Genomic DNA, 12,694 nt, shown 5'->3' on the forward strand with positions numbered 1-12,694 from the left:
ATGATTTTCGTGTTCTTTTTTTTGTAGAAACAGCCGGCCCCTTCTCACGGCGCCAACTGTATTCAAATTATCCCCAAATCTCTTTTGAAATATCGACAATATACTTCAGTTTCGCCCATTGCTCATCCTCAGTCAGGATATTTCCATGATGAGTTGAAGCGAATCCACATTGTGGACTAATACATAATTGCTCCAACGGCACATATTTTGTTGCTTCTTCAATACGAGCTTTAATATTTTCCTTCACTTCTAATTCACCATGTTTGGAAGTGAATACGCCTAGTACTACTTGTGGTCCACCATTCGGAATGTAATTCAACGGTCCGAAATCACCCGAACGATCATCATCATATTCCAGGAAAAATCCGTTTACTTTTTCTTTTGCAAACAATGTTGGCGCAATTTTAGCATAGCTTCCCTCGAACGCCCACTTTGAGCGATAGTTGCCACGGCAAAGATGCGTCGTGATGATTAAATCTTCCGGCTTATCCTCTAACACTCCATTTGCAACACGAAGAGCTAAATCTATTAACTCTTCACGGGAATACCCGCTATCATTGAATGGAATTTCAGGAGCATTCAGTCCGGCAATGTATACATCATCGAGCTGCAAATAACGGCAGCCTGCATCATAAAAGGCTTTGATGGCATCACGGTATGTGCTGATAATATCCTTTGAGTATTCTTCAAGATCCGGGTAAATATCCAAATTGCGAATACCCGCATTAAATAGCTGGTTTGGGCTTGGAATCGTTTGTTTGGCAACAGCTCGGTCTCCGACTATTTCTTTAAATTCGATAAAATCTTTAATATGTGGATGATCCGGGTTAAACGAAATTTTACCGATTACCCGCACATCATATCTTTCGGTTTCTTCGCCTTTGAATGAGAACCCTGAATCCGGAACATACCCCTCGACTCCATTTAAATGTTCAAGGAAATCTGTATGCCAAAATCTGCGGCGGAATTCTCCGTCCGTTACTGCTTGAAGGCCTACTTCAATTTGCTTATCAACAATTTTCTTAATTTCCTCTGTCTCGATGGCATGTAATTCCTGTTCCGAAATATTGCCTCCGTTGAAATCCTTTCTTGCTTTGTGGATTCGCTCCGGTCTTAATAAACTCCCAACATGATCCGCTCTAAATGGTGCTTTTATTAGTGTTTTCGTCATATACAATCTCCCACTTTCCCTTTGGTTTTCTTAACGTAAAGCTAGTGTAGCATGGGAAAATTGTTATTACGTAACACCTAAATCCTATTCCTTGTTATAGTCTTAAACTATAAGTGAACGATTTCTTGTTCAACAGATTCTTTTAAATACTGTATATACGTATTCGCCATTGTACTATTTGTAACATTTTTATGAGTTATATACCCTACATGAATTTGTTCGTCCACCTTTAAAGGAACGGCTATAATGTCTTTACTGTTTAATTTATGACTGATCACCCCTGTGGAAATCGTATAGCCATTTAACCCGATCAGTAAGTTAAATAATGTGGCACGATCGGTAACCTTAATATTTTTCGGTCTGGAAAGCGTGCTTAAAATCTCCTCCGAGAAATAGAACGAATTATAATCCCCCTGCTCATATGAAAGGTACGGGTAAGGATCCAGGTCCGATAAAGTGACATACTCCTTTTTGGATAGCGGGTTTGTCGAGCTAATAAATATGTGCGGCTTTGCTGTAAATAGCTCATGAAACTGTAAATTGCCTTCTCCTAAAAACTTGCTGATTACTTTTTTATTGAATTCATTGACATATAAAATGCCGATTTCGCTCCGTAAGTTTTTGACATCCTCAATAATTTCATAGGTTTTGGTTTCTCGTAAACTGAACTCGTATTTTTCGATATCATAGTCTTTTAATAATCGGACAAATGCACTTACCGCAAATGCATAATGCTGGGCAGATACACCAAAAAACTTTTGTGGAGACGTTGTATTCGTATAGAGACTTTCTAAAAGTTCCGCCTGCTCAACAACTTGCCGGGCATATCCTAAAAACTCCGAGCCTTCAGCTGTAATGATAATCCCCTTGTTCGAACGCAGAAAAATCGTGATTCCGAGTTCTTCCTCCAGCTCTTTTAGTGCATTGGACAGACTTGGTTGACTAATAAACAGACTTTGTGCCGCTTTATTGATCGATTGACTCCTTGCTACTTCGATTACATATTTTAATTGTTGCAATGTCATGTTTTTAACCTCTTCTTTCTCTTAAAATGTCTCGTATGTTATAAGGTTTACCATATAATGCAACTGCGATAAAAACAATCTTTCCAACGCAAAAAAGGCGCTCCTATTAAAAGAATGCGCCTAATTTCTTCTTTTCGTATATTAAAAACTATATTAATAGTCTCTTTGCGTATTTCTTGGGGCATCTGCCGCTTCAAATACTTGTTTATCAATGTATTTATGGAAGAACCATTCCCCTAAACCGATGACTACTGCTGAAACAACGGCAGCTGCTACAATACTTTCACTATTTTCAGCAAAGCTTAGTCCCATAAAGTAAATAACAATAGCTGCTAACAGGACATCCGACAATGTGGCGATAATATTTCTTTTATCCTGCTCTGTACGAGCACCCGTATTTCGGAAAATTCCTAAGTCCCCTACAACATAAGCTAAAAGTGTTAACACTAAACTGATTACTAACGTGTCGCTAAATGCGAAATTAAAAATCCCTGCAAGAATAATACCTAAAACCGCCGCAATCATCACAAATTTAATAACCAAGGCCTTAACATGATTCATTTAGAATCCCTCCTTAACTTTGTTATAAAGCTTTAATACCCAATTCTAATATTTTTACGCATTTAGATGGAAAATTACTATATTTTTTTAATAGAAAAGTAGCGGCTCTTCTTTCACCAGTCAAAAAGTTTTACTGTTTTGGAATGATTTTATTCGGTGGCAAGTATATCTTTAGAAACAATGTAAAAAATAGCAGAGATTAGAAAACTAAATGGTTGGGGTGAAACATATTGGGTATTTTTGACGGTTTGATGGGGAATGCCAGTGAGTTGAAGGCAGAAGACGTTCAAAAGGAAATGGAAGAAATCATCACGAGTAATGAAGTGGTCAAACATGCTTATAAAGTCATAAGAGATACGTTTATCTTTACAAACAAACGCTTGATTCTCGTTGATAAGCAGGGGATGACTGGTAAGAAAACTGAATATTTGTCTATTCCCTACAAAAGCATTACAAATTTCTCGATTGAAACGGCCGGAACGTTCGATTTGGATGCAGAATTGAAAATCTGGATTTCCGGCAATAGCGTCCCTATTCAAAAGAAGTTTAACAAAGCTACAAATATTTATGCGTACAACGGGTTTTAGCAGAAAATATTTTGTCGTCTTGATTATTGGGAAAGACGAAAACGAACGATTTTGTAGGCTCCTTTCGTGGAGAATCAGAATCGTTCGTTTTTTTTGTTTCTTTTATCATTTGTGATTTATGATATGGTAGAAGCAAGAAGGATATTAGAAGATTTTCCGTTATATTAGAACATTTTCGTGCCTTATTAGAACTTTCGCAGCACATATTTGAACATTGGGCACACTTATTAGAAGTTTGTACATATATATTAGAAAATCATACTTTTATTAGCACATTTTTTAGCTTATTAGAACATTGAGCGGTGATATTAGAACTTCTTCCAACCACACGCTCTACGAAAGCGAGGAACCTTTCATGCAAATCGAACTCGATACAAATACGAAAAAATGGATGCAGTCAAAAGGCAAGCCGGTTTCCGTAAAAACCATTTCGGTGAACGCCTGCTGCGCCCCGCCTGTCCAGGAATTAATGACCCACTTAGGTAAGCCGAAAGATGCGCATAATTATAACGAAATCAAAATCGATAACCTGTCCATTTTCGTTGAGAAGCATCTATCACATAATGAAAAAATGACTCTAAAGCTTACAGGCATCGGGATTTTCAAAATAATTTCGGCAAAGTTAGGGAGCAATTAATAAGCGATCCCCACACGCGCTTTTATATAATCGCTGCTTTGCAGTAAGCTGTAGGCAAAATCAGCTGTATCCGGAACTGAAATTTGGCTGCCGTCTTCCGGTAGAAAATTGTGTTCTGTACGGTATTTCCCGAGCTTTTCCCCGTCCGGCAAATAGGTAGGGCAGACAACTGTCCAATCAAGGCCGGACTGTTGCAGCATGTCATACACTTTATGGTGTTCTTCTGCAGCTCGGGTTAACTTTCTTTTTGATTCGCTTGACTGATAGCGCAGCAGTTCCGGGCTGACCCGACTTTGCAGGATGCCGGCAGTACCGATTGTAATAATACGTTTGATGCCTTCCTTTTTCATTGCATCAATAACTAGCGGCATACTTTCGGTTAAAGTCGTTCCCCCATCTGTATTCAGTGCACTTAACACTACATCCACTCCATGCATCGCCCGCTCAACATCTTCTTTCTTCAGCACATTTCCTTGAATAACTGTTAAATTTTCATGATGATTTTCAATTTTGTCCGGTGTCCGAACGAGAGCTGTCACATGATGGCCATCCTGAAGCGCATTCATAACTAAATGACTTCCAACTCGACCTGTTCCGCCTAAAATTAATAAATTCATTTGTAAAACCTTCTTTCTTTCTTATCAAGATACGTCCTTAAACTTACTTTATTATAATGGTCTGCATAAAAAAAAGAGAAACTCAATGATTGCCTAGTTTCTCATTTCTGTTTCCCCATATCGAAATTATATTAACGTCTTAAATAATGTGCTCCTTTTCTTTTGCTCTTAGCACATGTTTCAAAATTTTCCCTGATGGATTACGAGGCATTTCTTTTACAATTTCCACTATGTGCGGAACTTTATATTTCGCTAATTTACTCCGTGCATGGTCAATAATTTCCTGCTCTGTAATCGCGCCTTCTTCTGCTAGGACAACAATGGCTTTAGGAATTTCACCATAAATCGGATCTGGTATGCCAATAACAGCCGCATCGATTACTTGCGGAATTTGATACAATACATTCTCGACCTCAATCGGATAAATGTTTTCCCCGCCCCGGATTATTAAATCTTTCTTACGATCTACAATATATAAGTAACCATCTTCATCGAGCCGGCCTAAATCACCTGAATAAAGCCAGCCATTTTTAATTACTTGCATCGTTTCCTCATCATTTTTTAAATAACCCTTCATAATTTGCTCACCTTTAATGCAAATCTCGCCGATTTCTCCAACAGGCAGGTCTACACCGTTTGCATCCACAATTTTCAGCTGTGTATTCGGTAGGGCTTTACCGACTGACCCTGCTTTAGTGAGCACTGCTTCATCTGGCAATTCCGTTGCACCAGGGCTACTTTCAGTTTGACCGTATAAATTATGGAACTCCACTTTGGGAAAGGCTTCTTTAAGATTTTTAATAATTTCATGCGGCATTGGTGCTGAACCGTACACCATTTTCCTTACATTAGGAAATGCCTGATTCGCAAAATCACATTTACTTAGTAATAATGCATACATTGTCGGAACACCTGAAAACACGGTAATCTTTTTCTCAAGGATAGTAGGAATAGTACGATCCGGTATGAACATTTCATCGATTACTAATGTCGCGCCACAATAAATCGTTGATACGGCGATTACATGTAAGCCTGCACAATGGAATAATGGAATCGAAATGTAGACACGGTCTGACTTTTGATAGGCGATACGTTCCGACCATTGTTGCACAGCACTGATGACATTACGGTGGGTTAGCATGACACCTTTGGGACGCCCTGTTGTACCAGACGTATAAAGTACCAATGCCGTGTCGTTTGCTTTGTTTTCAACTGGTTGAAGCTCCCTATCACTAGCCTCTGCTTGCATTTCAGTCCGTGTTTGTGTCCATTCAAATTCATATTCCACCTGCTGCAACGATCCTTCAAGACGCTCATCATAGATTAATCCTTTTGCTTCTGAATGATTGAAAATATACGTCAGTTCATCTGGTGCCAACTTCGTATTGATTGGAAGTAATGTACATCCTGCAAGCTGAACACCATAATACACCGCCATAAACAAATCGGAGTTTAGCAACATAGAGGCAACGATATCTCCTTTTTTCATGCCTTTACTTTGTAAGAATGCTGAAACAAGTTCAACCTTTTTGTAAAAAGCCTCATATGAGATTTCATCGTTATTAAATGCCACCGCAATTGCTTCAGGTGTTTGTTCCACTTGTGCTTTCAAATAATCCGTTATGAACATGTTTTCGCTACTAAACTGATGTTGATTCATTCCCACTCATCCTCCTAATCGGTATTAAAATTCCTATTAGAAACTAATTCTCTTTAATGAGAGTAAATCCTTCTTTCACTCATCCAGTGTAATCGCCCCAAAAAAATAGGAGATGAGAGAAATAATCTCCCATCCCCTAATAATTATCCTTCAATATAATTCGCTTCCAAGCCGCGCGCTACTTCCTTCGTTTTATCCATAACTGCCCGATGTGCCGCCGCAACATATAACTCGCTTTCGTAAAAACGGAATGGTATTTCCTGGCCTTCATATTGCCACATGAAGAAGTGGCCGTTAATTTTCATATTGACACCGTCTTGTGTGACACTATAGAAATCTCGGTATACGAAATCCGATTTTGTCGCAAAGAAGTTTTGGCATTCCTGTAAGCTGAGCGTAGGATTCCCTTCCTGATCATGACGTGTAATTTTATATCGTGGATTCATTCGTGTATTCATTAAAAATCTCCTTTAATAACCATCTATCGTTTCATTATAGTTGGTTATGTTAGTTAAGGCAAAAGAGATCATTCAGGTTCCTTAACGCTTCACTACATATTTTTGCTTTGCTGCAGAAGTTTAGACTTCCCGGATCGTTCCCACTCCTCCACTGTCTCATATGCTTCTTCCGGGGAGTATCCTTTTCCTACTAGAACGCCCATAAGAATAAATTCCTGAAGAATATGAGTAGTGTTTATCCCTCTTTGAAAATCTTCTAATCCTTCTTTCACTAAATATTCGGTATGCCGTATCCATTCATCCGGCGTCTTCCCAGAAATAACAGGGAATTCATTGCTGTGACCTCCGCCTTCTTTCATAGCCATTGCTGCAGCTTTCGTAGGGTGAACCGTTCCGAATGGATGGTTCGGCGGAGCGTAGATAGAATATAGTTTTAGTGGGACATTGCCGGTATTCGTTAAGTTATGCCATGTTCCGGCAGGGATAAAAATGGCAAAGTCATCCTGGACATTTCTTCTAAAGTCTAATTGATCTTTATTTTTGCCCATTTGAGTTACCCCTTGCCCTTGCTCTATCCGTAAAAATTGATCGACATTCGGATGCATCTCCAGTCCAACATCTTCTCCCGGCTCCAGACTCATTAATGTGAGCTGCAAATGTTTGCCAGTCCATAAAGCCGTACGATACGTATTGTTTTGCTTCGATGCCTCGTTAATATTGATGACAAATGGGGTCGCTCCATAATCCTTTAACATCATTCCATTATTACCACCGGAAACAGGAGAGGGATTTAATTGATTTATAGAAACAGCCCCATATGGGTATGTCCAGTAAGTCGGGGTTCCAACATAATTATACGGCGAAGAATTCACATAATATGGCGCTTGATATGGATACCCATAAGATTGATAATACATTTATTTCATTCCCTTCACAGAATCATCGTATTATCATATGCGACTGTTTTAAAAACGCCTATTATAGAATATAGTTACCTGTCCCTTTATTTGCTTGTATCATAATTTATGTTCATTTTAAGTTCGTTTAAATCTTTATCAATTTTGGATATTACTCTATGTAACTCTTCATTTTCCGAAGGGGTAAATGTTTCGCCGCTGCGTTTCCTTAAAACTACTGCTTGATTTATGAGTCTTAAACATGTTTTAATCAGTGCCAAATCCTTTTCGATCGCCTCTTTGCTTATGTCTATTTCGCCCATTTATAACACTCCCTTCCATAAATTATATAACAGGAAGCACAAAAATACTCCCCTTTGCTTAAAGGAGAGTATTTTTTCATATTTTATTCCCAAATAGCGGATGCCCACTCAGGATGATCGATAAATGGATTACGGTTATGCTGGTAATCGGTATAAATAATTTCATTTCTTGTACGTTCAAAATTGTCGACCGGGTCTTGTTTATGCCATTGGAGCAGTACCGAAAGCTTCCCGTGATAAGGAGCTGTGCCGTTGTTGACCTGATTATTTAATTCCAAATCAAGTTCCCCGCTGTCTCCTTCATAGCGAACCGCCATATAAAACAGCATACGGGCAACATCACCTTTTACGCTGTCTCTTGGCTCCCATGAATCAGAATCATAGTAGTTGCCGGATGCTTCTGAATGCTCGTTCCCGCCATTGTCAAAGTCAAGATTGCTTCGCGTACCGTTGACACTGACATCGGTTGGACGCAAATGATGCAAGTCTGTTCCTGCACCCATCGATGTGCCAAAACCACCGTGCGATTTTGCCCAAACATGCTCACGGTTCCAGTCATTCACGTTCCCGCCGTTTGTAAATTTGCTTTGGGAGCGGCCTGTATAAAGAAGAATGACGTTATTCGAATTGTTCGGATCTTCATCTGTTTCGCGAAGAGCTGTCCATACATTGGAATACGAAATTTCGGTATGGTCATCTATAATATTATGCAAAGCCGATTTTAAAGCTGCACCAGTTTTCCCTATAGCTGCATCATAATAGGCACCCGTTGAAGGATTTGGTGTCGGAGTCGGCTCAGGATCGGCAGGACTTCCCCCCATTACTTCAAAAGCTGTACTATTTTTTAATCCAGGGTGAGAAAAGTATGCTGACAAGGCGCCCGTGATTTTCACGCTTTCCCCCATTAATGAAGGATTTGATTTTAATCCGTAAGAAGAGCGGAAAGAAGTTGGAATTTGTACATAGATCATGTTAGCGGTATTCGTTTCGTTCGCATTGTCCGCTATAGCCAATGCATAGTCATTTGGAAAACTGCCTGTAAGGACGGTCGTTGTTGATGTAGGTTGTCCCACCACATAACCTTGAACTGTTTTTGTGGAGTTGTTTTGATTGCTGATTGCCTGAGATACGGAGTAAGGTGTCGACCACGACCCGTCCCCAGCTGCTGCATTTGTAACAGTAGATTGAAGAGGCTGAATTAAAATGAAAACAATAAGTATCCAAGAAAATAGTAGACATACATTTCGATTTTTAACCATTTTTCTCCTCCTAGTTATGCAATTTAAGTTCAATCAGCAAACGCCAACCAACTCCCCTTTATATTATCATAAAATTATTAATATTCCGTTAATTTTTGAAGCAAAATCGTTAAATTATTTAATTACTTGTTAAGAATGTGATGGAACTAGTTTAGGCACGTCAATAAAGCATAAAAAAACTAGAAAATGTAATAGTCAACTACTCCACTTTCCAGCGATTAGAAATTTTCACTTTAGCGACTGCCGAAACTTCACAATTTCCACGAGGCGGTTGTTCATCATATCTACAGAGTCTTCAAAGTTGTTCAAATACCATTGAATGAGTAATCCGATGATGGCATTTGCATTATAGGCATGCAGATATTTATTTAACTGATGTTCATGCTTTAAATAATCGGTCTCATTCATCAGCTTGCAGATTTCATCAAAAAGCATGTAATAATATTTCATCGATACATCTTCAGATAATACAATTTTGTAAAAGTCCTCGTATTTTTTTACGTGGTCGAAAATCTTTACTGAATTTGGGTTTAAGTTGAGACCGTTGACGGTTAATTCCAGTCCTTCTTTAAATGGCTCATCATAAGAAATATGTAAATCCCTCATAATTTCCTCGAATAATTCCTGTAACACATCGTCAACACTTTGATAATGAAAATAAAATGTACCCCGGTTAATCGTTGCTTCTTTACAAAGCTCAGTAATTTTAATTTGAGGCAATGACTTTTTCTTCAATAATAACAGTAATGCTTTATGTATTGTTTTTTTCGTTTTGATAACACGAAGATCGTTTTTATTCATGATGACCTCCTTTACTGTACAATTCTATCAAATATGTTGGATATCGTACAACATGAAGGTTTTTTGCTGATTGAAAACGCTTTATTTTGTGTAATATACTTTTATTGTACAAATGTGCAATATGATATTTCAGGAGGATGAATTCAAATGAAATTACAAGGCAAAGTAGCAATCGTAACTGGTGCAGCTTCTGGTATGGGGAAAGCAATCGCTGAACTTTATGCAAAAGAAGGTGCAAAAGTTGTCGTTTCAGATTATAACGGTGAAGGTGCGAAAACGGTAGCGGATGCAATCGTGGCAGCTGGCGGACAAGCAATCGCCAATCAGGCTAACGTAGCAGAATTAACTGACATCGAGCGTATGTTTGAAGAAACAAAAGCAGCATACGGTCAATTAGATATTTTAGTAAACAACGCTGGAATCATGGACGGCATGGAGCCAGTCGGTGAAATTTCAGATGAGAAGTGGGATCGTCTTTTCTCAGTCAATACTATGGGTGTGATGCGTGCAATGCGTATCGCAACAAACATCTTCCTTGAACAAGGTCATGGTGTTATCGTGAACAACATTTCAGCTGGCGGCTTACGCGGTGCTCGCGCTGGTGCAGCTTATACTGCTTCTAAGCACGCAGTAGCTGGTTTAACGAAAAACACAGGTTATATGTACGCTAATTCTGGTATCCGTTGCAACGGAATTGCACCAGGTGGCGTAATGACAAATATTCAAGCTTCGATGACAGGCATTTCCGAGTTTGGTGCTGCTCGTCAGCAAACAGGTCTTGGCACAATGCCGCGCGCTGGTCAACCGGAGGAAATCGCTAAGCTAGCATTATTCCTAGGTTCTGATGATTCAAGCTTCATCAACGGACAAGTCATTGCTGCTGATGCTGGTTGGACTGCATACTAATTTTCATGTAGCTGATAGATTAAATAGAGAGACAAAATCTTAGATCACTCGGATTTTGTCTCTCTTTTTCTTGCTTTAAACAGACGCCGCTGCATCCTGATCGGCTTTCACACAATCGATTGCAATTACAATAGCAATGATGATTTTTTCCATGTCTTCCTTCAGTACTTCTACCTTGTAGCTATCCCCCCAAGTAAACCATTCCTTGCTTACTTGGCCGATGGTTTCCCCATGCTGTTTTACTGCAAATTGCATATCCCACCAATTCCCCTCGATTTCCACCCCTACTGCATCCACCGAATAGCGTGCCTTGAAAAGCGAGAGCTCCTTCTGGATTGTCAATACCTCTCGTCCATCGACTTCCACATAAAACTTAGGCAGCAAGCTGAGCACCTTTTTTGTAATTAGCGCCACTTCATTTCTTGCTGTATCCATAATCGAGTACGTTTTCGGTATTTGCATAAAACTTCCTTCTACAAAATATACATCATTTTCATGCTGATCCTTCACCGTAAATTTGCCGCTAAGACTGAAAACCTTTTGTTTAATAAAGAGCTGTTTCATTCTAAATACCTCCTCTAGTTAATACCTTTACGATTAAATGAGCAAAAAAGATTCAATCGCTAAAATGGTGATACGAATAATAAAAATGAACCTTCCATCTCAAACTTGACTGGAAGGTTCACTTTTTCATTTGTATTTCGTTAATAACGCTTCAGGAATATGGCAGTAATCATCCGGACATCTTGTTAACCGGTCCTGATGCTCTTCCGCACTTCTCACATAGTTAGTGAGCGGCAGCACTTCCACAACAATCCGGTCAGCATCCGGTCTTGCAGTAATAAATGCTTTTGCTTCAATCAAGTGTGCTTCGTTTTCGCTGTACACACCTGTTCGGTATTTCTCGCCAACATCCTCGCCTTGTTTGTTCACACTGTACGGATCGATAATTTCAAAAAAGTACCCCATTAATTCGCGCATTGACACAACATTCGGATCAAATTCGGTTTTGATACACTCGGCATACCCATCATAATCGCCGTCCAGAGTGGTTGTAGCTCCGTTTGCTCTTCCCGCTTCAGTATGTGTTACACCAGGCAATGTTTTCATAAATGCCTGTACACCCCATAAACAGCCGCCTGCAAAATATACAGTTTCCATCTCGGTCACTCCCCTATGTAAACTAGTCCTTTGTACTATATGTATGTCGATCTTCATTCTCTCTACTATTAGTATACCATTTCAGGCAAAATATTTTTAGACTACTCTTTTTCTATTTCCGTAATATACTGATATATACAAAAAGAAAGGGGTGTGTCCTATGAAAGATCAAACAGATGTCCTCGATCGGGGTCCTTTTTTTCATGGTACGAAAGCAGAACTAAATATCGGGGATTTATTGGAGCCTCTTAACTTATCCAATTATCAGGATAAGAAATCGAACTATATTTACTTTACCGCAACATTAGAAGCTGCAAAATGGGGTGCCGAATTGGCAAGATCCACTGCAAAAGAGCGAATTTATATTGTTGAACCATTAGGTGAATTCGAAAATGACCCGAACGTTACGGACAAAAGATTCCCAGGAAACCCAACACGCTCATATCGTTCGAAATCTCCTTTGAAAATAGTCGCCGAATTAGGTTGTTGGGAGCGCCATTCCGATGAAGTCATCAATCATATGCTGGCATCTTTAAAGAAATTAAGTGAAGAAGGGAAAAATGTTATATACGATTAATTTAAGCGCTATAAATATTAAATGCCCGGTACACAATATGATTTGTATACCGGGT

The 12,694-nt window shown here is 39.2% G+C and carries 15 protein-coding genes and 1 pseudogene; 4 read left to right on the forward strand and 12 right to left on the reverse strand.

Translation table 11 applies throughout. The annotated features are described in order from the left end of the window. Positions 1 to 67: 67 nt before the first annotated feature. The 3 genes from MHH44_RS16580 to MHH44_RS16590 all read right to left on the reverse strand — a co-directional run bounded on the left by MHH44_RS16580 (position 68) and on the right by MHH44_RS16590 (position 2,757). Positions 68 to 1,171: a 5-methyltetrahydropteroyltriglutamate--homocysteine S-methyltransferase gene (locus MHH44_RS16580; protein WP_340799076.1), complete on the reverse strand. Its 1,104-nt coding sequence runs from the start codon at positions 1,169 to 1,171 to the stop codon at positions 68 to 70. A 107-nt stretch (positions 1,172 to 1,278) separates the two neighbouring features. Then, entirely contained in the window at positions 1,279 to 2,196 is a 918-nt protein-coding gene (locus MHH44_RS16585) for a LysR family transcriptional regulator (protein ID WP_340799078.1), read from the reverse strand. Between the two features lie 153 nt (positions 2,197 to 2,349). Next, positions 2,350 to 2,757, reverse strand: coding sequence for a DUF2512 family protein (locus MHH44_RS16590; RefSeq protein WP_340799079.1), 408 nt, complete (start codon positions 2,755 to 2,757; stop codon positions 2,350 to 2,352). A 230-nt stretch (positions 2,758 to 2,987) separates the two neighbouring features. Between MHH44_RS16590 and MHH44_RS16595 the strand changes: the two are divergent. Then, a pseudogene (locus tag MHH44_RS16595) lies at positions 2,988 to 3,367 on the forward strand (PH domain-containing protein). Positions 3,368 to 3,699: 332 nt separating this feature from the next. After that, the gene (locus tag MHH44_RS16600) at positions 3,700 to 3,981 is read left to right on the forward strand and encodes a CC/Se motif family (seleno)protein (protein WP_340799080.1); all 282 of its coding nucleotides are present in this window, start codon (positions 3,700 to 3,702) and stop codon (positions 3,979 to 3,981) included. On the opposite strand, the gene MHH44_RS16605 is transcribed toward MHH44_RS16600, so the two are convergent. The 7 genes from MHH44_RS16605 to MHH44_RS16635 form a co-directional block, all read right to left on the reverse strand. Then, positions 3,978 to 4,598 carry an NAD(P)-dependent oxidoreductase gene (locus MHH44_RS16605; RefSeq protein WP_340799081.1) on the reverse strand — a complete coding sequence of 207 codons (621 nt, stop codon included), beginning with the start codon at positions 4,596 to 4,598 and terminating at the stop codon, positions 3,978 to 3,980. The genes MHH44_RS16600 and MHH44_RS16605 overlap by 4 nt on opposite strands. A 139-nt stretch (positions 4,599 to 4,737) precedes the next feature. Then, entirely contained in the window at positions 4,738 to 6,258 is a 1,521-nt protein-coding gene (locus MHH44_RS16610) for a class I adenylate-forming enzyme family protein (protein WP_340799082.1), read from the reverse strand. Between the two features lie 143 nt (positions 6,259 to 6,401). Next, on the reverse strand, positions 6,402 to 6,716 hold the full coding sequence (locus MHH44_RS16615) for a hypothetical protein (RefSeq protein ID WP_008405267.1): 315 nt from the start codon (positions 6,714 to 6,716) through the stop codon (positions 6,402 to 6,404). A gap of 92 nt (positions 6,717 to 6,808) precedes the next feature. Beyond that, a complete protein-coding gene (locus MHH44_RS16620) occupies positions 6,809 to 7,633 on the reverse strand; it encodes a cupin domain-containing protein (RefSeq protein ID WP_008405269.1) in 825 nt (274 codons plus the stop codon). Between the two features lie 86 nt (positions 7,634 to 7,719). Continuing rightward, on the reverse strand, positions 7,720 to 7,935 hold the full coding sequence (locus MHH44_RS16625; protein ID WP_008405270.1) for a hypothetical protein: 216 nt from the start codon (positions 7,933 to 7,935) through the stop codon (positions 7,720 to 7,722). 83 nt (positions 7,936 to 8,018) lie between these two features. Then, positions 8,019 to 9,194, reverse strand: coding sequence for an endonuclease (locus MHH44_RS16630; protein ID WP_340799083.1), 1,176 nt, complete (start codon positions 9,192 to 9,194; stop codon positions 8,019 to 8,021). 228 nt (positions 9,195 to 9,422) lie between these two features. Next, a complete protein-coding gene (locus MHH44_RS16635; protein WP_340799084.1) occupies positions 9,423 to 9,995 on the reverse strand; it encodes a TetR/AcrR family transcriptional regulator in 573 nt (190 codons plus the stop codon). A gap of 147 nt (positions 9,996 to 10,142) precedes the next feature. Here MHH44_RS16635 and MHH44_RS16640 point away from each other — a divergent pair, with 147 nt between their 5' ends. Then, entirely contained in the window at positions 10,143 to 10,901 is a 759-nt protein-coding gene (locus tag MHH44_RS16640; protein WP_008405276.1) for an SDR family oxidoreductase, read from the forward strand. A 75-nt stretch (positions 10,902 to 10,976) separates the two neighbouring features. Here MHH44_RS16640 and MHH44_RS16645 read toward each other — a convergent pair whose 3' ends face one another. Beyond that, positions 10,977 to 11,465 carry an LURP-one-related/scramblase family protein gene (locus MHH44_RS16645; protein ID WP_340799086.1) on the reverse strand — a complete coding sequence of 163 codons (489 nt, stop codon included), beginning with the start codon at positions 11,463 to 11,465 and terminating at the stop codon, positions 10,977 to 10,979. 126 nt (positions 11,466 to 11,591) lie between these two features. Beyond that, positions 11,592 to 12,062, reverse strand: coding sequence for a peptide-methionine (S)-S-oxide reductase (locus tag MHH44_RS16650; RefSeq protein WP_340799087.1), 471 nt, complete (start codon positions 12,060 to 12,062; stop codon positions 11,592 to 11,594). Between the two features lie 160 nt (positions 12,063 to 12,222). Between MHH44_RS16650 and arr the strand changes: the two genes are divergently transcribed. Next, positions 12,223 to 12,639 (forward strand): NAD(+)--rifampin ADP-ribosyltransferase, encoded by a 417-nt coding sequence (arr, locus tag MHH44_RS16655; protein ID WP_340799088.1) that lies wholly within the window; start codon positions 12,223 to 12,225, stop codon positions 12,637 to 12,639. Positions 12,640 to 12,694: the final 55 nt, after the last annotated feature.

The organism is Solibacillus sp. FSL K6-1126 (assembly GCF_038003445.1).
GTDB lineage: Bacteria > Bacillota > Bacilli > Bacillales_A > Planococcaceae > Solibacillus > Solibacillus silvestris.